The 20,893-nt window shown below is 36.1% G+C and carries 25 protein-coding genes; 16 read left to right on the forward strand and 9 right to left on the reverse strand.

From position 1 onward, the window contains the following. Positions 1-5: 5 nt before the first annotated feature. Positions 6-1,295: a hypothetical protein gene (locus BMS_RS04155; protein WP_014243537.1), complete on the forward strand. Its 1,290-nt coding sequence runs from the start codon at positions 6-8 to the stop codon at positions 1,293-1,295. On the opposite strand, the gene BMS_RS04160 is transcribed toward BMS_RS04155, so the two are convergent. Next, on the reverse strand, positions 1,288-1,995 hold the full coding sequence (locus BMS_RS04160) for a YjjG family noncanonical pyrimidine nucleotidase (protein ID WP_014243538.1): 708 nt from the start codon (positions 1,993-1,995) through the stop codon (positions 1,288-1,290). The two genes, BMS_RS04155 and BMS_RS04160, sit on opposite strands and share 8 nt — an antisense overlap. 89 nt (positions 1,996-2,084) lie before the next feature. Here BMS_RS04160 and BMS_RS04165 point away from each other — a divergent pair, with 89 nt between their 5' ends. Continuing rightward, the gene (locus tag BMS_RS04165; protein ID WP_014243539.1) at positions 2,085-2,885 is read left to right on the forward strand and encodes a hypothetical protein; all 801 of its coding nucleotides are present in this window, start codon (positions 2,085-2,087) and stop codon (positions 2,883-2,885) included. 3 nt (positions 2,886-2,888) lie between these two features. On the opposite strand, the gene BMS_RS04170 is transcribed toward BMS_RS04165, so the two are convergent. Beyond that, positions 2,889-3,116, reverse strand: coding sequence for a DUF1232 domain-containing protein (locus BMS_RS04170; protein WP_014243540.1), 228 nt, complete (start codon positions 3,114-3,116; stop codon positions 2,889-2,891). 106 nt (positions 3,117-3,222) lie between these two features. Between BMS_RS04170 and rlmN the strand changes: the two genes are divergently transcribed. The 4 genes from rlmN to BMS_RS04195 all read left to right on the forward strand — a co-directional run bounded on the left by rlmN (position 3,223) and on the right by BMS_RS04195 (position 6,688). Then, complete coding sequence (gene rlmN / locus BMS_RS04175; protein ID WP_044557275.1) at positions 3,223-4,257, forward strand: 23S rRNA (adenine(2503)-C(2))-methyltransferase RlmN; 1,035 nt, start codon at positions 3,223-3,225, stop codon at positions 4,255-4,257. Positions 4,258-4,319: 62 nt separating this feature from the next. After that, positions 4,320-4,898 carry a TetR/AcrR family transcriptional regulator gene (locus BMS_RS16705; RefSeq protein ID WP_014243542.1) on the forward strand — a complete coding sequence of 193 codons (579 nt, stop codon included), beginning with the start codon at positions 4,320-4,322 and terminating at the stop codon, positions 4,896-4,898. Positions 4,899-4,946: 48 nt separating this feature from the next. Next, on the forward strand, positions 4,947-5,681 hold the full coding sequence (locus BMS_RS04190) for a cytochrome c biogenesis CcdA family protein (protein ID WP_014243543.1): 735 nt from the start codon (positions 4,947-4,949) through the stop codon (positions 5,679-5,681). 8 nt (positions 5,682-5,689) lie between these two features. Further along, positions 5,690-6,688 carry a redoxin domain-containing protein gene (locus tag BMS_RS04195; RefSeq protein ID WP_014243544.1) on the forward strand — a complete coding sequence of 333 codons (999 nt, stop codon included), beginning with the start codon at positions 5,690-5,692 and terminating at the stop codon, positions 6,686-6,688. Here BMS_RS04195 and BMS_RS04200 read toward each other — a convergent pair whose 3' ends face one another. Next, positions 6,689-7,402, reverse strand: coding sequence for a DUF968 domain-containing protein (locus tag BMS_RS04200; protein ID WP_014243545.1), 714 nt, complete (start codon positions 7,400-7,402; stop codon positions 6,689-6,691). A gap of 126 nt (positions 7,403-7,528) precedes the next feature. Between BMS_RS04200 and BMS_RS04205 the strand changes: the two genes are divergently transcribed. Continuing rightward, a complete protein-coding gene (locus tag BMS_RS04205; protein ID WP_014243546.1) occupies positions 7,529-8,038 on the forward strand; it encodes an SRPBCC family protein in 510 nt (169 codons plus the stop codon). On the opposite strand, the gene BMS_RS04210 is transcribed toward BMS_RS04205, so the two are convergent. After that, complete coding sequence (locus BMS_RS04210; protein WP_014243547.1) at positions 8,035-8,550, reverse strand: hypothetical protein; 516 nt, start codon at positions 8,548-8,550, stop codon at positions 8,035-8,037. The two genes, BMS_RS04205 and BMS_RS04210, sit on opposite strands and share 4 nt — an antisense overlap. Positions 8,551-8,692: 142 nt before the next feature. Here BMS_RS04210 and BMS_RS04215 point away from each other — a divergent pair, with 142 nt between their 5' ends. From BMS_RS04215 to BMS_RS04245, 7 genes are all read left to right on the forward strand, one after another. Further along, complete coding sequence (locus BMS_RS04215) at positions 8,693-8,932, forward strand: DUF1456 family protein (protein ID WP_014243548.1); 240 nt, start codon at positions 8,693-8,695, stop codon at positions 8,930-8,932. Between the two features lie 96 nt (positions 8,933-9,028). Continuing rightward, the gene (locus BMS_RS04220; protein ID WP_014243549.1) at positions 9,029-9,943 is read left to right on the forward strand and encodes a glycoside hydrolase family 25 protein; all 915 of its coding nucleotides are present in this window, start codon (positions 9,029-9,031) and stop codon (positions 9,941-9,943) included. Between the two features lie 90 nt (positions 9,944-10,033). Continuing rightward, positions 10,034-10,642, forward strand: a complete 609-nt coding sequence (locus BMS_RS04225; RefSeq protein ID WP_014243550.1) for a 2OG-Fe(II) oxygenase — start codon at positions 10,034-10,036, stop codon at positions 10,640-10,642. Between the two features lie 78 nt (positions 10,643-10,720). Then, positions 10,721-11,461 (forward strand): hypothetical protein, encoded by a 741-nt coding sequence (locus BMS_RS04230; protein ID WP_014243551.1) that lies wholly within the window; start codon positions 10,721-10,723, stop codon positions 11,459-11,461. A gap of 86 nt (positions 11,462-11,547) precedes the next feature. Beyond that, on the forward strand, positions 11,548-11,958 hold the full coding sequence (locus tag BMS_RS04235; RefSeq protein WP_044557279.1) for a hypothetical protein: 411 nt from the start codon (positions 11,548-11,550) through the stop codon (positions 11,956-11,958). Positions 11,959-12,030: 72 nt separating this feature from the next. Next, complete coding sequence (locus tag BMS_RS04240) at positions 12,031-12,720, forward strand: hypothetical protein (protein ID WP_014243553.1); 690 nt, start codon at positions 12,031-12,033, stop codon at positions 12,718-12,720. Between the two features lie 43 nt (positions 12,721-12,763). After that, positions 12,764-13,297: a zinc-dependent peptidase gene (locus BMS_RS04245; protein ID WP_014243554.1), complete on the forward strand. Its 534-nt coding sequence runs from the start codon at positions 12,764-12,766 to the stop codon at positions 13,295-13,297. On the opposite strand, the gene BMS_RS04250 is transcribed toward BMS_RS04245, so the two are convergent. The 4 genes from BMS_RS04250 to BMS_RS16710 form a co-directional block, all read right to left on the reverse strand. Further along, entirely contained in the window at positions 13,289-13,849 is a 561-nt protein-coding gene (locus BMS_RS04250) for an ankyrin repeat domain-containing protein (RefSeq protein WP_014243555.1), read from the reverse strand. The two genes, BMS_RS04245 and BMS_RS04250, sit on opposite strands and share 9 nt — an antisense overlap. A gap of 14 nt (positions 13,850-13,863) precedes the next feature. Continuing rightward, the gene (locus tag BMS_RS04255) at positions 13,864-15,438 is read right to left on the reverse strand and encodes a catalase (RefSeq protein ID WP_407635790.1); all 1,575 of its coding nucleotides are present in this window, start codon (positions 15,436-15,438) and stop codon (positions 13,864-13,866) included. A 121-nt stretch (positions 15,439-15,559) separates the two neighbouring features. Further along, the gene (locus BMS_RS04260; RefSeq protein ID WP_014243557.1) at positions 15,560-16,348 is read right to left on the reverse strand and encodes a sulfite exporter TauE/SafE family protein; all 789 of its coding nucleotides are present in this window, start codon (positions 16,346-16,348) and stop codon (positions 15,560-15,562) included. Then, positions 16,345-17,364: an SAM-dependent methyltransferase gene (locus BMS_RS16710; RefSeq protein WP_014243558.1), complete on the reverse strand. Its 1,020-nt coding sequence runs from the start codon at positions 17,362-17,364 to the stop codon at positions 16,345-16,347. Before BMS_RS16710 ends, BMS_RS04260 begins: the two co-directional genes overlap by 4 nt. Positions 17,365-17,440: 76 nt before the next feature. On the opposite strand from BMS_RS16710, the gene BMS_RS04270 reads away from it, so the two are divergent. Together BMS_RS04270 and BMS_RS04275 are read left to right on the forward strand one after the other, a co-directional pair. Further along, positions 17,441-17,893, forward strand: a complete 453-nt coding sequence (locus BMS_RS04270; protein WP_014243559.1) for a hypothetical protein — start codon at positions 17,441-17,443, stop codon at positions 17,891-17,893. Positions 17,894-18,002: 109 nt separating this feature from the next. After that, entirely contained in the window at positions 18,003-19,292 is a 1,290-nt protein-coding gene (locus tag BMS_RS04275; RefSeq protein WP_014243560.1) for a cytochrome-c peroxidase, read from the forward strand. Here BMS_RS04275 and BMS_RS04280 read toward each other — a convergent pair. After that, positions 19,289-20,770, reverse strand: a complete 1,482-nt coding sequence (locus tag BMS_RS04280) for a hypothetical protein (protein ID WP_044557280.1) — start codon at positions 20,768-20,770, stop codon at positions 19,289-19,291. The two genes, BMS_RS04275 and BMS_RS04280, sit on opposite strands and share 4 nt — an antisense overlap. Between the last annotated feature and the right edge of the window lie 123 nt (positions 20,771-20,893).

Here is a 20,893-nt window from a genome sequence, read left to right on the forward strand (position 1 = left end):
TTCTCATGTTAAAGAAGATATTCATAATTCTAAGTTCTGTTGTAATAATTTTACTTCTTACTCTTCTCTTTACTCCTTTTCATCTCTTTCAGAATACCCTCATTGATATTGTTAATAAGAAAGAGTTAGGTGTAGAACTAAGAGCGAGCAAGCCGATTTCTTATCGTCTTCTTAGCGCTAATGAATTACTGGTTGAAGATCTACAGTTAAAAGTAGATGGATTTGAAATCGATATTGAGAAAATTGATCTTGAAATTGATCCCAATTCAATCTTTGAGGATCATTTAAAATTTAGAAAATTTGATTTAATTGTAAAAAGTCTAAAAGAGGTTGAGTCTCAGAAAGAAGGGAAGAAGAAAGAGCTCAAGAAGAGTGATCAAACTCAAAAAGTGAAAGATGAGAAAAACTCACAGGGGCGATGGCAGAAAGTAACTCTTTCTAATGCTGGAATCTCAGTTCATGAAATTCTATTAAAAAAGTACAAGCTAAATGAAATAAGTATTTCCTCTAAAGAAGTTGAGGTTTCACTCAAAGATCTTCTTGTCAGCGGTGAATTAAGTGTGAGCGCTCTAACTAAGAGTATTGTAGGAGAAGTCAATCTTACTAAAAAGACTAATCAATCTGTTAAGGCAACTTTAGATGTAAAGAAATTAGAGGAAGTTCTTAAAATTTTCAAACTAGAGAATGTTAATATTTATGGAGACCTAAGAGTTGATTTCACTTCATCTATTAATAAGAGTAACGCTTTTCTAAAGAACCCAATGAGCTTAGCTGTAAATGGTAAGAAGCTTAAGTGGATTGGAAAAGACTTAGATAAGATTTTAGAAGCCTATATCGACAGTAAGAAGGTTGGGATTCTAGACGCCGCAGGCTTTCTAACTCTTGGGCCAATTGGTATTCTTGTGGCAAAAGGAGCTGATCTTGGCAATACAGGAATACGAGGGATTGTAAAAGGCGAGACTCATATTCGCGAAGTACATGTAGCAGTAAATCTTAAAGATGAGGTTGCAAAGCTTGAAGATGTCGCTCTCGCAACAAAGGAGCATAAAGTCGCCGTTCAGGGAAGTATCGACCTTTCTAAGAAAGTATTTAAAAATTTCTCTATAGCCTCAGTTGACGAGAAGGGTTGTAGTATTTTTGTTCAAAAAATAAGTGGGAGTTTATCTGATCCAGAGATAGGGGCCGTAGGCTCTTTTATGAACGAGGTCTTCTCTCCGGTAACAGATATATTTAATAAAGGACTATCCCTAGTTACAGATAATTGTGACGGTTACTACAAGGGAATTGTTAAATAAGCTTCTCAAGCAGGGGTTTCAATTCTGTCAGTTTTCTTATCTCATAAGTTTGTACTGAGTCTGACTTTGTTTCACCTTTTAAATTTATCCAACAAGAGTCGACTCCATAGTTATGGGCCCCTACGATATCTGCATCGTAGCGATCTCCAATAATAAGAGTCTCTTCTTTGATAATTCCTTTTGCTAACTTCTCACTGTACTCAAAGAAACGAATATCTGGTTTTGAAAATCCACAGTCATCAGATATTGCGATGAAATCAAAATAGGGAAGAAGATTTGAAACTTCTAATCTCTTTCTTTGAATAATTCCAATACCATTAGTAATAAGTCCAAGGCGCCCTTTTGACTTTAACCACTCACAGAGATCAATTGCTCCATCCATTAGCTCTACATTCTTAGGAAGAGCGTCTAGGTAGTAGTCGCTAGCAGTTTGTGGGTCTAGCTTCAGACTAAAATTTTCGAAGAGGAGCTTAAACCTCTCAACTTTCAAAAAATCTTTTGTAACTTTTCCGTACTCTAATTCTCTCCACAGTCCTTCATTTACTTTCTGATAGTAGCTAAAGAGTTCATCAAGTGGTGTCTTCACATCTAGTCTTTGAATGACATCTTTAAAGGCCAATCTTTCGGACTCTCTAAAATTTAATAAGGTATCGTCTAGATCAAAGAGAAATGTCTTATATTGTTTCGTTGTATTTTCCATAGCTAGATTATAATGGAGGCCCTTATAATTGAGAAATACTTTTTATATTTGTCTACGTCATATATAGTAGGGAAATAAGTGAGGAAGAAATGAAAGAGAAATATGATAAGCATGCTTACTATCTTGCTGCAGTTCAGGACCCAATTTCTGATGTGGAAAGAATTTCTAAAATATATAGAGAAATCTTTAAAAAGGATGCACTCTCTCTTAGAGAGGACTTTAGCGGAACATATGCTCTTAGTTGTTGCTGGGTTCAATCATCGAAAAATAGATCGGCTCTAGCAATAGACTTAGATCCTGAGGCAATTGCCTATGGAGATAATAGGTATAGAGCGAATCTTTCGGATGATGAGCAAAGTAGAGTAGAGTCCAGTGTCTCTAATTCTCTTCAGACAACCTCACCAAAAGATATTATTGCAACTTTTAATTTCTCATATTGTCTGCTGACTTCTAGAGCACTCCTGCTTGAGTACTTTAAGCACGCTTACTCTTCTTTAAATGAAGAGGGAATGCTTATTTTAGATATCTTTGGCGGAAGTGATAGTGAAATTCCTGAAATTCAAGAGAGAGAAGTTGATGATCACGATCATCTTGAGAGTTTTCTCTTTGAATTTGAAAGAAAGGACTTTAACCCCATTTCACGTATCGCCAATTACGGAATCCATTTTAAATTCAATAATGGTGACGAGTATCTTGATGCCTTTACCTATTGTTTTAGAATGTGGAGCATTCCTGAAATTAGAGATCTTCTCGCCGAAGCAGGGTTCAGCTCATCAAAGGTTTACTGGGAAGACTTTGATGAAGAAGGACTTGGAAATGGAGAGTTCTATCAAACTGAAAGTGAAGAAAATAGCGTAAATTGGAGCGCCTATATTGTAGGTATTAAGTAGCAGTTACTTTCTAATGCGATCGAAGTATTTAAGAATATCGATACCTAGGTACCTAAGTCCTGCAAAAATTAAGTAGACTGCTGCTCCTTCATCTAAATTACCAATGATAGGAAGAGTGTCTGGGAGTAGTTCGAAGAGTCCCATGGTAGGATTTAAAAGGTATATGAATCCAAACACGACTCCAATAAGAGCTATGACTTTCTTAAAAAATGGCTTCTTTTCTTCTTCCATAGTCCTAGTTTATCACATTTTTTTAGATAATATTTCCAGTAGGTTAGGGAATCCTTGATTGTAATTTGGCATTACTCGGGCTATGGTCTGCGCCACGAGTATATTTATGAAGAGATCATTCTATAATTTAAATTATGACGAGCTAGTGACTTCACTCCAAGAGGAGGGACTGGGGACTAGTGCGGCATCTTTACTTTATAATTGGCACTATAAGAAAAAGCAGAGTTCTCCCTGCACTCATAATATTTCCAAGGCGACTCAAAAATTCTTAAGTGACAATTTTGACTTCTCTCTTCCAGAGATTGATGAAGTCCATATCTCTGATGATAGAACTGTTAAATTTCTCTTCAAATTACATGACTCTTCAAAAGTAGAATCTGTTTTGATTCCTTTTCACAATAAGTACTCTATTTGTCTTTCTTCACAAGTTGGATGTGCAATGAAGTGCTCATTCTGTTTTACCGGTACGCAAGGACTTAAAAGAAATCTCGAAACGAGTGAGATTCTAGGACAATTTCTTGCTGCGTGGAGATGGTTGGCCGAAAATAGACCAGGTGAGGAGAGAATTTTAAATATTGTTTTTATGGGACAAGGTGAACCTCTTCACAATTTTGATGCTGTTAAAAGGGCCTGCGAGATTTTCTTATCAAAGAATGGAGCATCTATTGGAACTCAAAAAATTACAATCTCTACTTCGGGGTACTTACCTGGCCTAAAGAGATGGGAAGAAGAGATTCCAGGAGTTAATCTGGCCCTTTCTCTACATTCTCCCTTTGAAGAAAAGAGAAATGAGCTTATTCCTGTAAATAAAAAGTATTCCCTCCCAGAAGTTCTGAAACATATAGACTCTATTACTCTTCAAAAGAAGCAGTTTATTACCTATGAATATCTATTGATTAAAGATTTCAATGATTCAGTAGAAGATGCAAGGGCCGTAGGGGAGTTACTTAAGGGAAAAGAAGCCTATATCAATATAATTCCTTTTAATCCCTTCCCTGGTTCTAAGTACAAGAGACCTTCTGATAATGAAGTCTTAAGTTTCAAGTCTATTATTGATGAATACAAAATCCCTACATTAGTTCGCATAACTAAAGGTGATGATGTCTTGGCCGCTTGTGGGCAGCTCAATACCAAGAGTTAGAAAATATACTTAAAATTGACACAATCTTGACCAAGTGGTCAAAAACTCTGCTATGATTACTTATGGCAAGAGCAAGTGATTTTGACAGAGATGAAGTAATTTTAAAGGCAATGGAAGTCTTTTGGGAAAAAGGTTTTCATGGGACAAGTATGTCCGACCTTATGGAGGCTACAGACCTACATAAAGGATCTCTTTATAATGCTTTTGAGTCAAAAGAAAACCTCTTCTTACTTGCTTTAGAGAAGTATGGTGATGTTTCTAAGAGTAACTTCTATAAAGATGAATGCCCTATGCTCTATCTTAAGAAGTTCTTCCAAAGACTGGTAAAGCAGGGAAGCACAGATAAGAATTACAAGGGATGTCTTGTGATGAATACTTGTTTAGAGTTTGGTCAAGATAAGTCAAAGGCACAAAAGCTCTCTAAAGTTCTCTATGAGAGAGTAGGAGATAACTTTCTCCGTACTTTAACTATAGCTCAAGAAAGAGAGAAGTTGGAAAAGAAGGCCAACTTAAATGATCTAAGAGAAAGACTCCTCGTAGCAGCTTTTTCAATTAGAGAAATTTCAAAGTTTCAAAAAGATAAAGTGATTTTAAAAAATATCGCAAATAATGCACTAGAGCCTCTGGGGATAAGAGTGTAGATTTTTTTATTTTATATTTGACCGACTGGTCAAGTATTGGAGTTTTAGATGGAAATTAGTTTATATTTAAGTGCATTCATGGCCGGAGCGATCACATTACTGTCTCCGTGCATACTGCCAATAATACCGTTTGTTGCCTCATCTTCTCTTAAGCAGAGTAAGTTTGGGCCAATCTTTCTTGGGTTAGGAGTAGTTCTTAGTTTTAGTGTAACGACTTTCTTTTTGGCGAGAAGTGGACAATTCATTGGTCTCGATCCTTCTCAGATAAAGTACTTCTCTGGAACTCTCTTATTTATATCTTCTTTGCTTTTTATTTTTCCAAAGCTTACAGATTTTATTTCAAAGAGCTTTGCTCCTGTGATGAATAAGTTTCAAAACCTTTCGACACGTTCAAATGAAAAAGAGAATGGAAATGCAGTATGGGGAGAATTTGTTAATGGTCTTATGCTCGGACCGATTTGGACTCCTTGTAGTGGGCCAACTCTCGCTGTAATTATGGGACTATTGGCAGCACAGGAGGACTCTCTAAAAGCTCTAAGTCTTCTTGGATTCTTTGCGGTAGGATCGCTTATTCCAATGATTATTCTTAGCTATGGTGCTTCAAAACTTGTTTCAAAGATTAAGAACTTTAGTTTAAATCACGCTAAGAAGATTAAACTAGGCTCTGGGATTCTATGTCTAATGATGTCGATTATGCTCTTAACTAATTATGACAAGAAAGTAGAAGCCTATCTCTTAAGTGTATTACCAGAATCAATTATCAACTTTACAATTTCAATATAGGAGAATTTATGAAGAAGTTGTTTTTATTATTAAGTATGGCCCTTGGGCTTGTTTCAAATGCGCAGGCAAAGTTTGATCAATCTCGTTTTGATAAGCTCTTATCTGAAGGTAAGAATATTCTCATTCATGTTCATGCCGATTGGTGCCCAACATGTAAAGTTCAGAAAAAAGTTTTAGATAAGCTTGAGCACAAGAACTATACATTACTTGAAGTTGATTTTGATAAAGATAAGAGTTTCTTAAAGAAGTATAAATTATTTCAACAATCGATGCTTTTAAGTTTCTCAAAAGGAGTAGAGGTGAAAAGAGTCTTTGGTAAGACAAAAGAAAAAGATATCGTTGAATTTATAAATACATCTTTCTCTGATGACTCTCTACAAGCTGTATTAGATGAGAGAAAAAATAGCAGACCTCCATCAAAGGAGAGAATGACTATGGCAGAGGCAACTGAGAAGCTAAGAAAGTCAGGAATCTTAGATGGTGCTCATAAGAAAGGTGATTCTATTGTTGACTTCACTCTACCTAGTGCTACAGGAAAGAAAGTGAAATTATCTGATGAGCTTAAGAAGGGCGCAGTTGTACTAACTTTTTATAGAGGAGGATGGTGCCCATACTGCAACTTGCAACTTAAGGCCTACCAAGAAAAACTAGACGAAATTGAAGCGACAGGGGGACAGTTGATTGCAATTTCTCCAGAAAAAATGTCTGAGGCAGATACAACAGTTAAGAAGAATGAACTTAAATTTGAAATTCTATCTGATGAAGATAATAAAATTGCAAGAAAGTATGGACTTGTATTCCATGTTGAAGATGATTTAAAAGAAGTCTATTTAAAATTTGGAATTGATCTAAATAAGAGTCAAGGTAATAGTGCTTGGGAACTTCCAATCCCTGCGACTTATGTTATCTCTAAAGAGGGAAAAATTGTTTATTCATTCTTAAATGTTGATTACGTAAAAAGAGCAGAGCCAAGTGATATTATTAATGCACTAAAGTCTTTAAAATAATTATTCAGGCGTGAGGTCTTCCTCGCGCCTTTTTAATTTCTCTTCTTTCTTTATTTTGGCGGCCAATTCTTTATTTCTTTTTCTTAGCTCTCGGTCCTTTAGCCTTTTGGCCTCTTTCGCCTTTTCGTAGAACTCATTTCCTTTGAATTGCTTTTTAATACTGGAAGTTGTTGAGCTTTCTTTTATTTTTTTTCGAAGTTCTTTATCTCGCTCATTCTTAAGCTTCTTTGCAACCTGATAGTAGTTACTCTCTGTAATACTAACTTTAGGTGTTGCTGGCTTCTCTTTTGGCTTTTGACGTTTAACTTTCTTGATTGGCCTATCAATTTTACTTTCAATAATAGTAATAAGATCAAAGAGAACTTCTTCGTCTGACTTATTATTTATTCCATAGAGGATATCGTAATTTTCAGAAAGATATTTTCTTAGAAAGTAGATAAATATTTTTTTGGAATCAATTTTAAATTGAGCTAGAAAAGTTTCTTCTCCAATAATGTGAAGCGCGCTACTACCAGTTGTGTGATACTCATTTAAAAGTGGAATACAAAAGTAGTCTGAAGGCTTTAGTCCTGTTCCGCCATTTGTTCCAAGTCTAATGTGATGAGCGCATTGGGCCTTCTTTCCAGATACGACACAACTTTGCTCTCTCAGCCAAGCTAGATACTTTTGATTTCTATGAGCGGTGTACTTTGATAAATGCAATGCTTCTTCCAATTAATTCATTTATTTAATCTTAATAACTTTTTAGTCATTTGAAAAGAAAGCGAAGTGCTCTAACTAGCTGATTACATGTTCATATTTACTCTTGTCACTTTGAAAGATGGTTTTTAGAATTTATAGATGAACAAATTAACTATTCTTTTTCTATTTATCTTTTCACTCAATTTACACGCTTTAGAGCTCGTTCAATCAAAGGGAGAAATTCAAATTAATGCTCCTATTGATAAAGTCTTTGACCTTGTTTCGAGCCCAATGAATGACCATCTGTGGAGAAGTGAAGTGAATGATATGACGACCAATAATGAAGAGGTTATTGTTGGAAGTTGGTACCGGGAAGATGCTTGGATTGGTATTAGAAAGAACTTTATTACAACAACTGAAGTTGTTTCCATTAATGCTCCTTATAACGTTACTTTTATTACACCAAAAGAAAGTCCATTCTACTTAAAAAGTAGAAGGTTCTTCGAACACCAAAATGGCATAACTACATTTAAGTATATTGTTGATTTTGATAGAAAGATGATTAAAGAAACATTTGGCCTTAATGTCTCACCAAAGATCGTGATGAAACTCTATTCATTTCAAATGAAACGGTATCTAAAGAAACTCAAGAAAATCTTAGAACACTAATCCTTTTTCTGATAGATAATTCCCTTATTCTTTAGAATAAAGATATCAATCATAGGAAAGGTTAGAAGTGTGAGTATTATCGAGATTGCCGCACTTATAGAAAGTTGTGTGAAGCTTATCTTATCGCTGTAGTGAGCAATAAATCCTAGTGCAATAATTGCATTATTTGAGCTGATAATAGAGATTAGCTTTTTAAAGTAATTAGATAAGAGCAGTGTGAAGACTTGCTCATTCCCTTTAAAAGAACTTGAGACTTGATCAAACTTTGACTGCGAGTTGATATCAGAGCTCTTTTCATTTTGAAAATGAATTAAAAGAATTATTGAAAAGGCAATCGGAACGATACTATAAAGTTGGTAGGTTGAGAAAATGAAGCCTTGCGTTTCATTTTTTGGGATTAAATCCATGTAGGCGAGAAAGAGTACGCCTAAGTTAATAAGTATTGTTGTAAAACAGCCAAGACGTATAATAACTCTGCTAAATGATATAAAGTGGTCTAATTCGCTAGACATTTCTTCTCCTAGGTTTTCCTAGTATAGATTAGCGTTTTTGATTGAAATGACACCTTAAGATATCTCGAGGAGAAAATTGTACAATAGGCTATAAATTGCTAAAAATATTTGCTAAATAGATGAAAAACAAAACAGGATTTATATGGCCCTTACAAATAATGATATTTTAAAAAAGTTGAGAATTGCACTATCTTATAGAGATGATGATATTATTGAAGTTTTAAAGTTGGCCGACTTTGAAGTCAGTAAGTCAGAATTAGGGGCCCTTTTTAGGAATGAAGACCACCCTAAGTATATGGATTGTGGTGACCAACTGCTTAGAAACTTTCTAAATGGACTCATTATAAAGATGCGTGGTCCTCGTCCACCAAAGAGTAAGTAGGGCGAAACTAGCGGCCATAATAGGCCTTTCTTGCCCCTATACACTATTTCAATTCAATTAAATTAAAACTTCTCATAAGGCTCCGAAGAGCCTTTTATGAGAGAAACTAAGAAATTAAAATTTATTTTATTGGCAGTCGCATTACTATCTTTTTCTTGTGTAAAGGAAGATGATACGTGCGGTAATAAGAACTCTGAGACAAAGATTACTAAGTCATCAAATAACTCTTCGCTAGAAGCAGATGAGAAATGTGATGATGATAGCGGAACTCCTGATGATGGAGATAACGATACTGTAACTCCACCTCCATCAAGTGGCGATCCAGATGAGACTGATGAGGCATCTCTAAATAGACCTTGGGAGAGAGAAGACACTTCCATTGTAATTGATGCTTATGAAGGAAATGGTATTGATTGGAATAAAATGGCCACTGACACAAAGGTTATTGGTGTTATTCACAGATCAAGTATTGGCGCTAGAATTGATAAGAAATACTTTGAAAGAAAGAAGATCGCTCTAGAGAGGGGATATCTTTGGGGAGCTTATCACCTTGGAAGAAGAGGGAATACTAAGGCCCAAGCAGATCTCTTTCTCGATTTGATTGGAGAAGATGAAGATACTCTAATGATTTTAGATTTAGAGGATACAGCTTCAAGTAGTTTCATGAGTATTGAAGAGGCCATCGTATTTATGGAATACGTATACGAGAAGACTGGTAAAATTCCAACTGTCTATGCCAATCATACGACGACTAAGAAGTTAAACTCTTTGGTAAAAGATAATCCAATTTTTCAACAGTCAAAGCTTTGGTATGCGAGATTTAAGTCTCATGTCACGGACTATCCGGGATCATTGTGGAAGAATTACTTTCTTTGGCAATTCTCAAGTGAGATCAATTGTTCAAGAACTGGAACATGTCTCTACAATGTACCAGGAACTGAATACGATATGGACGTAAATGTCTTCAATGGTCCTCCAGGTGAGTTAACTGCGAGATGGAATAACGACTAATTATTCTTAATTTAAACCGAATTATAACCCTAAATAAAACGATTATTTAGGGTTTTCTTTTTATAGTACATTCTCATTATTGAGGTCTATGTGCTAAGTGAAATCTGTCTAGAGCTAGAGAATAAAGGGTGGTCCATTGTTGATCACTTTCTAACTGATTCTGAATGTCATCAATTGATGGAACATCTCTTGGTTAAAGAGAACGAGGACTCATTTAGAAGTGCTGGTGTTAGCCGTCATTTAAATAAGCAAGTAAATTCAAGTATAAGAGACTCAAAGATCTTTTGGATTAATAATTTCGAAGAAAATTCTGCGCTACAATGCTACAAGGCGAAGGTCTCAGATCTAATGATTGAACTCAATCAATACTTCTTTCTTTCAATGAAGCGATTTGAATCTCAATTCGCTATTTATGAGAGAGGAGGATTCTATAAAAAACATGTTGATCAACATCCAGAAACTCGTCATAGGCAAGTGAGTTGTGTTCTCTACCTTGAAGATTGTAAAGAAGGTGGAGAATTGGTTATTTATAATAAGTCGAATAGACTTGAAGTCGATAAGTGCGTGACTCCAAGAAGAGGGAGAATGGTTGTGTTTTTCTCTTCTGGTATTTTTCATGAAGTTCTTCGTGCCTGTGAAAAGAGGTTTTCTCTTACTAGTTGGCTTCGAGATGATGAACAACTTCCTTTTACGATTTGAAACAAATTGAAAAGAGATTTGGAACAAGTGGAATATAATATTAAATTATATCGTCCTAAAAATTAGTACAATTACTTAATGAAATTGATCTTCTTACTTTTTATTTCTCTACTTCTAAACTCTTGTGGAGATGATGATAGTCCTGCCGTTGCAAGTGGCTCTTCTCCGTCTACTGATCCTGTGACAATAATCTTAGATAGCGGTGCTTATAAGTACTCCGATCAAAGTGTCGATCGTGCGTGTAGTGATTATTATACTAAAACAAATGTTGATGGAAATTATTGGATAGATCCAAATGGAGGGAGTAGTAGTGATGCGTTCATCGCCTCTTGTGATATGAGCGGAGGTGGGTACACCGTTTTTGAAAAGAGCTTTAACTATACGAGTGCCACAGATCAAACAATAGAATTCTTTAACGCTAGCGAGATAACTCAACTTAACTCCATAAGAAATATTTCCTCTGAAATTGAAGTCACTTCCGATTTGGCCATTACCTTTGAGACAGATTCTACTGCTGGTGGATGTGGAGGCTCTCCCGTGATTGGCGCTTCTCAAATGGGGGCAACGACTCTTAGTTTAACTGATCTTTCTGATAATACTGAGACGACTAGGGAATTTAAGGGAAGTAGTGATTGGGAAGAGATGAATTTTAATAATTCAACCAATGAATTTAGCTATAGTTTTACCTCTGACTGTGGAGCTTCTACTGGTTTTGGTGTGAATGAGAAGATGATCTTTAGAAGTATTCTCCTGCGCACTATTTCACCTAGAGGCTTCTCCAACTTAAGTGGAACTTTCTATAAAATAAAATTGAAATAATTTTTGCTTCGCATATACCAATTGGAATAAGAAAGATTATTCACTCAAAACTCTTCTTGCTAGTATTAAATGCTAAGGAGAGCTCTATGAAAATATTAATCACATTTTTTATTGTTTTTTCAACTTACTCTATGGAGTGTGTAAGCCATTCTTTAAAAGAGATTGGTTTCTCATTTGCCACTAAGAAAGAGTTCTCGGTTATTGAAAGTGATCTGGACAAGTGGATTAAAGAGAATCAAGATGATTTTATCTTAGATTATCAATCGAGAATGTTCTCTAGCGTACATAAGAAATTTGTCTCAGTACTCTCTTTGGATAATATTCAAACTAGTGAAGAAGAAATGTTTGGAGACCTGATTCTTATAAGGGACCTTGCTTCTGGTGATCTACTTGAGGCGAGATGGTATAAGTACGGACTTAAAATTATTGCTTTTGATAGAAAGAAGGCGAATTGCCCTGTGGCAGTAGTACCAATAGCGGTTAATACACTGTTTTAAACTAATTTTCCCTATACTATTTATTTAAATTTCCGATATCATATTAGAAAGTAATTCGAATTAGGAAGTTTAATGGACCAAGAGCTTTTAAAGAAGATGGTATGGGAAAATGATTTTCAGTCTCTCTGTGATTGTATAGAGAGAACCATGGAAAATATTGAAACAATACTTCTCTGGCAAGCTAACTCTAAAAATCCTCGTCTTAAACACGAAGCCTTCATTCAAAAATTTTCTGCTGATAAAGGTGTACTTCAATTGATTGAAGTGGATCAAAAGGCGTTTGATTTCAAAGAGGATGAAGATATTTATATCCGATTCAATGATCGCTCGCTTTTATTTAAGGCCAATATTCGAAAAATGAGCAACTCTAAGATTCAAGTCTTGGTTCCAAAGAAGTTTAGAATAATTGAAAATAGAGATAACTCTAGAAACCTTCTGATAGAGCAAGATATCAAAGTAAAAGTTGAATTGGATATGAATAATAGATCTAGAGCAAACTCATTTGACTTCAGTGTCTTTGATTTAAATACAGATGGAATTGCTGTGGTGATGAGTGTTTCAAAAGTAAATAACTTCAAAAGAGATCAAATTATTTACTTAACTAGTTTCGGGGAAGTCACATTGGATACCCCTGTAAGATGTAAAATTGCTCACATCTCTAAGGTTGATAGGCGTGCAGAGCTTGTAACGAGTAGAGAGTATAAAATGGGGATGAAGTTCCTTGATGATATCCCTTTCTTTATGAATAGTTACGACGCCTAAAATTTCAAGTGACGATTACTAAAATCATTAGTAGAAATAGATTATGTTTCTAGTTCCATTTGTTGTTGCATTTATTTGTCTTCTCTTGTTCTTTATCTATATGAACTACTCTTTAGTGTATAAGAGAACTCGCTATATTAAGAAGATGAGAGGGGAGAGAGAGAATTGGAGAGTGCTTCTATCTAAAGACTTTTCATACCTCTCTAATCTCACTGCTGAACAACTTTCTCTACTCTTAGATAAGATGGCCATCTTCTACTGTGAGAAAGATTGGAGAGAACAAGTGTCAAAAGATCAAAGAGTACTTATTTGTGCTTTGGCCTGTCTTCCTCTTATTAATCGAAATACAAATTTCTATCCAAGTGTGCGCTCAGATTTCGAAGACTTCTCACTCTCAGATTGGGTGAAATTAAATAAGCTACAATTTGAAAAAGAAGTTGGAAAATTGGCCCTCAAAGAATTAAAGGGCCAATTTGTTGAACTCTCTCTTCTTTACCTTGAGTCTCCAAGACGAATGAAGGAGAGTGATCCAAAGAGTTTTAAAATTTTAAATCACTATTACAGATTCTCAGTGTGAGTATTTCTCTAATAGGGTTACCATCTCTTGATTGAGTTGCGTTTTAGCAACATCTACCGCTGACTTACCACTATTGTCTTTGAGCGTCTTACTTGCTCCTTTTCTGATAAGCTCCTTGGCAATTTCTTGTCTATTAAAGAGTGAGGCATACATTAAAGCAGTTTGGTTTGCATTATTCTTTTGGTCTAACTTACAATCTGTCTTCATTAATTTATAGGCGATCTTTAAGTTTCCTTTAAATATTGCACCCATGAGAGCAGTATTGCCTTTATTATCTTTTATGCAAGCATTAGCACCCTCTTTTAGAAGATAGTCTACAGTGCTCTTATGACCGTAGTAGGCGGCAAAGATGAGGGGAGTATATCCCTTCTCATCTTTAACATTTAAGTTTCCTCCGTACTTTCTATATTCTTTTATAAGAGCTAAGTTATTTTCTTTTGCTGCACGTGTAACCATTTTTATGAGCTTCGTTTGATCTTTAGAGCTATCTGCTGAATAAATATTCTGTGCAAAAACTAAGCTAAGTATAAGTAGTGTTATTTGCTTCTTCATGCCTCACTCCTTTTTTAGTCTCTAAGTTTTACTACAACACTCTTTACTTTGTTTAAGTCAGTGTTTGTAAACTTTGCCAACTTCTCACCGTACTCTTTATCTGCTTTGTAAGCGTAGGCAATCATTTGAGTCACAATTAATTTATTTTTAATTTGATTTAGTGTTCCACCAAAGTTCTTAATTAAGTGTTCTTTATCAAAATCACTATAAGATCTATAAGTTTCACCTGCTTGCTTAAAGTTTTGAGTTTTAGCAATCATTTTCTGTTGTGTTGATCCAGAGAGCTTGTGCTGGCTATACTTATATTGTTGATCTTCGTGAAGAGTTCCTCGGTCTCTATTTAAGCTTCCATCAAAGTGGTTTGGTTGATAGTTAATATGCTCTTCATTGGCTACTCTTGTTGAGAGAGAACCGTCTTGAGCGTAAGTATTAATCTCAACTTTAGCTTTATTTACAGGTAAGTATTGGTAGTTAACGCCAAGTCTATACCTCTGTGTATCAGAGTAAGCGAATAACCTTCCTTGAAGTAATCTATCCTCTGATGGCTCGATACCTGGAACAAAAACTGCAGGTGAAAAGGCCGATTGTTCTGTAAATTGAAAGAAGTTTGTTGGAACTTTATTCAATGTCATTAAACCTAGTTTTGTACATTCAATTGAACTCATTTCACACTTCCAATCTTTAGTCACATCGAGCGGGTTGAAGTCATGTTTATCTAATTGGTCTAATTCCATGACAAGAGCTACGAGTTCCCAAGATGGGTAATTTCCTTTTTTAATATTGTCGTAGAGATCAGTTGTTAAATAAGAGAAGTCTTCCCCTTGTACCTTTTGCGCTTCTTTTGCAGTTAGGTTCTTTACTCCTTGCTTAGATACCCATCTAAACTTTACATAGCGAACCTTATTGTCTTTATTTACAAATTTGTAAGCGTGAACTCCGTTTCCATCCATTGTTCTTAAGCTGGCAGGAGTTCCCTTATTAGACATGAGATGTGTCCACATATGAATACTCTCTGGGTGATGGGCCATAAAATCAAAGATTCTATTTGGATCTTGCTTATTCGTTTTTGGATCAGGCTTTAATGAATTCACCATGTCTGGAAATTTAATCGCATCCCTTATAAAGAAGACGGGTAGGTTATTACCAACTAAGTCCCAATTTCCTTGATCAGTATAGAATTTAGTTGCAAACCCTCTAGGATCTCTCAATGACTCTGGAGATCCTTTAGAGTGAATAACTGAAGAGAATCTAACAAAGACAGGAGTCTTCTTATTCTTTCTATTAAAGAGGGAAGCTCTGGTAAGCTTTGAAAAGTCTCCATATGATTTAAAAACTCCATGCGCTCCAGTTCCTCTGGCGTGAACAACTCTCTCAGGAATTCTCATTCTATCAAAGCGTGCTAACTTCTCAATGAGGTGTGCATCTTCAAGAAGAACCCCACCATTTGGACCCGCTGTTTTTGAGTTTTGATTATCTCCGACTGGGGCACCTGTTTCACGAGTAAGTGTTGTTGCATGGGCCGGTAGGGATAAAGTTGAAAGGACTACTAATGTTGTGCTCAATTTCTTTATATTCATATCTTTCTCCATTTCTTTCGAGCATTATTGGTTGATTAATAATCGCAAGAAACGGTGATAGAATAAAATATTACTTTCTTATGTCCTGATAGGATATATCTATCAGGTTTTTTATTCCTGTAGTTTTAGTGGTTTAGCTGAAGAAAATCATCTTAATTGCTACAATAGAAAGAAAAATAGCGAAGCCTTTCTTCATCTTTTGCTGAGGTAGCCTGTGAGAGAGTTTCGCTCCAATATGAGCAAAGAATGAACTAGTAATGATCACACCGATGAAAGCAGGAAGGTATATATAGCCTAGACTATGCTCGGGGAGACCTTGAACTTTTAATCCTGAAACGATGTAGGAGATTGATCCTACTATTGAAATAGGTAGTCCCAGGGCGGCAGATACACCTACAGCTTTCTTCATAGAGAAACCTCTCCATGAGAGAAAGGGAATACTAATTGTACCTCCACCAATACCAAGGATTGCAGACTTAAATCCTATCAATGCTCCAACAAAAGAGTAGAGGATTAGTGAAGTCTCTTTTTGAACTTTATCAACCTTTACATCGAGAAACATTTTTATGGATACGAGTACGACATAGACAGAGAAAACTATTTCTAAAAAGCTTGCTGAGAGCTTACTAGAGATCATCCCTCCGAAATAGGTACCGATAACTAAAGGGAAGAATATTTTCTTAAAGACTTGCCAGTCAATACCTTTTCTCTTTTGGTGTCCATAAACTGAGTTTGTCGCTGTTACTACAATGATTGAGAGGGAAGTTCCAATGGCCATATGGATGGCAATTTCAGGTGAAAATCCTAAGTACTTAAAACAGAAAAGTAAAGTTGGGACAATAACGAGTCCTCCGCCAATACCAAAAAGTCCAGAGAGTGTTCCTGCGAAGACACCGAGAAAGAGATAAATTAAGTATGTCATGATTGCTTACTTCCCATAATTGTAACTTCATTCTTATTGGCATTTAGTTGTTTAAGAATGATATTAAATGTGCATTTCTTCGCTAGGTCTTTGAACTTTGTTAAGATATTGTACCCATCACTTCCTTGAAATTTAATGGTGAAAATGAAGTTGTGGCAAAGCTCTCCAACAACCCAAGTTTCGATCAATTCAATAACTCTCTCAGGTGTGGATATTATATCTGAGACTGCCCAATCGAGTGTTTCCTCTGGTCTATATTTAAAGGCATCGGTTTGTAAGAAAGTTACCTCTGGGTCAAGCATTAAGTCCTCTCGAAGTTCTGAGCGATCTATTGCAATGACACTGGCACCATTTTTTCTCGCAATATAGGTCCAACCTCCAGGGCAGGCCCCAAGGTCAATAAGAGTTTCCCCAGCAGATATTTTCTTGCCCATAATCTCTTGAGCTTCAACAATTTTTTTAAAAGCACGGGATGGAGCTTTCTTGTCGTCTTCAACATTATTGAATCCCCCAATATAGGGAGAGTATAGAGTGCGATAGTTAGAAACTTCCTCTTTTGATTGAATAGAAATAACTGCACTACGATCATCTAAGATCATAACTTGAGCATGGGCCTTACTTGGGTTGAATTCCTTGCGCAAGATTTTAACTCTCTCTTTTCTAAGAGACTTATATATTTTGTCTTTTAAAATTTCTGCTCTACCTGTCTCTATAACACCATATTTCTGGGTCATACTAAAGACATGTAAATTTAAGAACTCTTCACTCTCGACTTTTTCTTTTATAAGTTCAACAATTTGATTGGCCTGCTTAGAGATAGAGTCCTCTGGAATAAGTTTCGTATTGATAAGTGCACTTGTAGAAAAAGCAATATATTTATTTTCTAGATTTACTGTCTCATCAATTGTTACAACAGGCAGACCTCTTAGCTTTTGTGATTGAGTATCAAGGTCTTGGATGAGCTCTCTTTGAAGAGGCTCAATCCACTGAGTATTTTTCGTAAGGATATAGTGCAAGTGAACTCCAATTTTCTTCCTAATAAGCCTAGCATTTAAATTTTAATTTAACGAGGAAGAATGCTAAACTATAGCTATGCAATTAATAGAAAAGGGAAGAACTCTTAAAATTAAAACCTCAATTATAACATTACTTTTTTGTGGAGTGATTTTTATCACAGGACTCTATCAGGTCTATAGATTTATTGATGGCCAAAATTACGATTTACTTGGTCTCTTTCTTTGCCTGAGTTTACCAATATTAGTTCTTGGATTTATTTATCCAAGAGAAATTCTTATAACAAAAGATAGTCATTTAACGATTAAGAGACTTTTTTTATTTAGAAGTGACAAGCACCAGTATGAATTGACTCAAATTGATGGGGTAATGCTCTCAAGAGGTAAAGGGGACGGTGCTGCAAGTAATTATGGTGTCATCGTCATGAAAGGTAATGCTGTTATTAAGTCATTTGGGCTTTTTTCAAAGCTTTCTAAGACAAAAGACAGAGAGACGGTATTTAATTTCTTCTCTGATATCTTGCTGCGTTAACTTTTCGCATGGCAAATACTCTAAAATTGACTTTTGTTTGACTACTCAAACATTGTCATCGTAATCTCAGCCTCCACACACTACACATATTTCTACTGGGAAAGAAGAGATGATCTTTAAAGTTTTACTACTGATTTTTGCCTCCAATTCTATCACTTTGGCCAATACTGTCTTAGATCAAAGATTAAAGTCTTATATTAAAACTTTTCAATTAAAGGCCGTGGAGAAACCGGCAGGTTTAAATGAAGTGAAGTACCTCTTGGGGGAAAAACTTTTTAGTGACAAGCTCCTCTCAGGCAATAGAAATATTAGCTGCTCTACATGCCATTCTCCAGAGCTAGGAAGTGGAGACGGTCTTCCTCTTCCAATTGGAGAAGGTGGTCACGGAGAAGGAAAGAGTAGAGTTGCGAAGAATGCTTCACAAATTATTCCTAGAAATTCACCCCCACTTTATAACTTAGGTCACGATGATATGGAGTTCATGTTTTGGGATGGTCGTGTTCATTATAGAAGTGATTGGGATGTTTATACGACTCCTAGTGAAGTTTTAAATGGAGACTATCCTGAGAGATGGGATATCACCGAAGCACTGGGGAGTGCGCTTGCGGCACAAGCACTCTTTCCACTACTATCACACGAAGAGATGCGCGGGCGAGCTGGAACAAATGAAATTGCAAATGCTAAGACTGACGAGCAGGCATGGAAGTTACTCTTAGAACGTGTTCTTAAAGTAGGTGAGTATAGAAAACTTTTTAAAGACTCCTTTCCAAGGGCCGAGGAAATTAATATTGGTCACCTTGCAAATGCTTTAGCTCACTTTCAAAAACATCGCTTCGCTGTCTATGATACTCCCTGGGATAATTACCTAAGAGGAGATCAAGGGGCCATGAGTGCTAAAGCAAAGCGTGGGGCACTAGTTTTCTTTGAAGGGGGGATGTGTATTCGTTGCCACAATGGAACACTTCTGGGGGGATTTGCATTCGCTGGTGTTGCTGCTCCTCAAACCGGTCCCGGAAAAGATGTCAAACATAATGATGAAGGGCGTTTTTTAATTACGAAAAATGCAATGGATAAATACCAATTTAGAGTACCACCACTTAGAAATATTTCTAAGACAGCTCCATACTTTCACTCGGGGTCTTACCAAACATTGGAAGATGTAATCGAGCACTATAGAAGTGGAATGAAAGGGATAGATAATTACAATGGTCGTTGGTTAGATCAGTACTTGGGAGAGAACTATCCTGAGCGCTTATTTGTTGAAACAAATCGCTATATGAACTTTAAGAAAAAAGAGATGGCCCATCCTGTAATTTCTGGACAGGTTATTAGAATGAGTGAGTCCCAAAAAGCTGAGTTACTACTCTTTTTAAAGGACTCTTTAAACCAAAGAGACTAAGGTGAGATAAAGTCTTCGATATCTTCGAGGACCCTTTTATCATAGGTAATAGCCCCATGGGCCTTCTTTGCATTGTATGAACCTTTGGGGAAGTCAATGTAGCGATTCTTTGCTCCTTGAACCTTTGATCCTAGAATAGGAACAGGGGCTTCTTCACTTAAGCCCACTTGATCTTGTTTTTGATAGAAGTTAATGGCCTTAATATTCTTTCCTTCAACTTTGAAAATACCTCTACCAGAATGATCCCCAATTCTTCCCTCTGTAAATGGATTGAGAATTCTTGCCGCTCCATTGGCAGCAGCTCTCTCCATTGGAATAACAGGGTCAATAGTAATTAACTTGATATAGAGTTTAGGGTAGGACTTAGAGAGTCTATTCGCCATTTGTAGAGCACTATATCCGCCACTACTATGTCCAATGACTGTAATTGTAGGAAGAGGAGATTCACCATAAACTTTCTTATGAAAGATGAAGTAATCCTCTAAGCACTCATTGGCCTTATCTCTGGCCTTCCCTTGAGGTTCAGAAGGAAAGTAGTTCCAGTTAGTAAGAGTGTTGGAATCTCTCTCTCGGTCAATCTCTGTAACGACACTCGCGAGAGGTCCATAAATCATGCCTGGCCAAGTATCTTGTCCCGTAGGGAGAAGGTAGGCCTTATCTTCATGCTGGTTACTATCACTGAGGTAGTCGCTTAGTTTCTTTTTATAGTTTTTACTTTGTTGATATTGAGATTGTGCGTGAAGGAGCTTGAGCTTATGCGCTTTCTTAGGGGAGTATCCGCCTGTTCCTTCAAAGACAATAACGTAATTTCTTGGGGGCTTTGAAATTTCTTTATCTCTAATTTTATCTAAATCATTTTGAGAGTACTTCTCATTTAATGTTTTAAATTCATTTGAATTGAGTAATTTTTGAAGCTCTCTCTTTCGTAGAGGAAGTTCTCTCTTTGCTCTTCTCACTTGATCATCAACTGATTTCTTATAATCGACATAGTGAGAGTAGGATTCTTTAAAAGGGGCGGTCTGAGATTTATTTAAAATATCTAAATGGTAATCTCCTTTCATTTCTTTGAGTACTGCCAAAATATTTTCGATATTATCGTGTACTCGAAGCGAGGGTCTAAGAGGCCCGTCATCTAGGCAGGAGAGTTCAATTAACTCTTGTTCTTTCAAGAGATAGCCTTCCTTTCTGCGCTCTAGCTCGGCATTATTCTGATCGAGAGTCACCATGTCAGAGAGGATTCTAATATCTTGCTCAAGACTTTGCTTCTTCTTTAATAGAGCGCGAGACTTCTTAAATTGCTCGGTTCTATCAAAGGGGATGGTGAATTGGCACCTACTTGTATAGTAGGGTTGATCTTTGGCCAAATTAGTAAAGTAGTTTTGACCCTCTAGGGACTCGGATAATTCACTAGTGGCCAGTGGCATCGCCCCAATATAGAAAGAAAAAATATAAGTTATTAATATAAGTCGAATTTTCATGCTTCCTCTCAATAGAACTTATCGGTACATATGGACTAATACATTAATTATTTAGCACGTAAATCTAACAACTTAGGCCATGGCCAATTGAATAGATCGTCATTATAATTCGCTTTTTTATAG

Origin of the sequence: Halobacteriovorax marinus SJ, assembly GCF_000210915.2 — a bacterium.
GTDB lineage: Bacteria > Bdellovibrionota > Bacteriovoracia > Bacteriovoracales > Bacteriovoracaceae > Halobacteriovorax > Halobacteriovorax marinus.

What these genes read in the sequence shown, in the direction of transcription:
- BMS_RS04155 (WP_014243537.1), top strand. Translation starts at nt 6, where the DNA reads ATGTTAAAGAAGATATTCATAATTCTAAGTTCTGTTGTAATAATTTTA.
- BMS_RS04160 (WP_014243538.1), bottom strand. Translation starts at nt 1,995, where the DNA reads ATGGAAAATACAACGAAACAATATAAGACATTTCTCTTTGATCTAGAC.
- BMS_RS04165 (WP_014243539.1), top strand. Translation starts at nt 2,085, where the DNA reads ATGAAAGAGAAATATGATAAGCATGCTTACTATCTTGCTGCAGTTCAG.
- BMS_RS04170 (WP_014243540.1), bottom strand. Translation starts at nt 3,116, where the DNA reads ATGGAAGAAGAAAAGAAGCCATTTTTTAAGAAAGTCATAGCTCTTATT.
- rlmN (WP_044557275.1), top strand. Translation starts at nt 3,223, where the DNA reads ATGAAGAGATCATTCTATAATTTAAATTATGACGAGCTAGTGACTTCA.
- BMS_RS16705 (WP_014243542.1), top strand. Translation starts at nt 4,320, where the DNA reads ATGGCAAGAGCAAGTGATTTTGACAGAGATGAAGTAATTTTAAAGGCA.
- BMS_RS04190 (WP_014243543.1), top strand. Translation starts at nt 4,947, where the DNA reads ATGGAAATTAGTTTATATTTAAGTGCATTCATGGCCGGAGCGATCACA.
- BMS_RS04195 (WP_014243544.1), top strand. Translation starts at nt 5,690, where the DNA reads ATGAAGAAGTTGTTTTTATTATTAAGTATGGCCCTTGGGCTTGTTTCA.
- BMS_RS04205 (WP_014243546.1), top strand. Translation starts at nt 7,529, where the DNA reads ATGAACAAATTAACTATTCTTTTTCTATTTATCTTTTCACTCAATTTA.
- BMS_RS04210 (WP_014243547.1), bottom strand. Translation starts at nt 8,550, where the DNA reads ATGTCTAGCGAATTAGACCACTTTATATCATTTAGCAGAGTTATTATA.
- BMS_RS04215 (WP_014243548.1), top strand. Translation starts at nt 8,693, where the DNA reads ATGGCCCTTACAAATAATGATATTTTAAAAAAGTTGAGAATTGCACTA.
- BMS_RS04220 (WP_014243549.1), top strand. Translation starts at nt 9,029, where the DNA reads ATGAGAGAAACTAAGAAATTAAAATTTATTTTATTGGCAGTCGCATTA.
- BMS_RS04230 (WP_014243551.1), top strand. Translation starts at nt 10,721, where the DNA reads ATGAAATTGATCTTCTTACTTTTTATTTCTCTACTTCTAAACTCTTGT.
- BMS_RS04235 (WP_044557279.1), top strand. Translation starts at nt 11,548, where the DNA reads ATGAAAATATTAATCACATTTTTTATTGTTTTTTCAACTTACTCTATG.
- BMS_RS04240 (WP_014243553.1), top strand. Translation starts at nt 12,031, where the DNA reads ATGGACCAAGAGCTTTTAAAGAAGATGGTATGGGAAAATGATTTTCAG.
- BMS_RS04245 (WP_014243554.1), top strand. Translation starts at nt 12,764, where the DNA reads ATGTTTCTAGTTCCATTTGTTGTTGCATTTATTTGTCTTCTCTTGTTC.
- BMS_RS04250 (WP_014243555.1), bottom strand. Translation starts at nt 13,849, where the DNA reads ATGAAGAAGCAAATAACACTACTTATACTTAGCTTAGTTTTTGCACAG.
- BMS_RS04255 (WP_407635790.1), bottom strand. Translation starts at nt 15,438, where the DNA reads ATGGAGAAAGATATGAATATAAAGAAATTGAGCACAACATTAGTAGTC.
- BMS_RS04260 (WP_014243557.1), bottom strand. Translation starts at nt 16,348, where the DNA reads ATGACATACTTAATTTATCTCTTTCTCGGTGTCTTCGCAGGAACACTC.
- BMS_RS04270 (WP_014243559.1), top strand. Translation starts at nt 17,441, where the DNA reads ATGCAATTAATAGAAAAGGGAAGAACTCTTAAAATTAAAACCTCAATT.
- BMS_RS04275 (WP_014243560.1), top strand. Translation starts at nt 18,003, where the DNA reads ATGATCTTTAAAGTTTTACTACTGATTTTTGCCTCCAATTCTATCACT.
- BMS_RS04280 (WP_044557280.1), bottom strand. Translation starts at nt 20,770, where the DNA reads ATGAAAATTCGACTTATATTAATAACTTATATTTTTTCTTTCTATATT.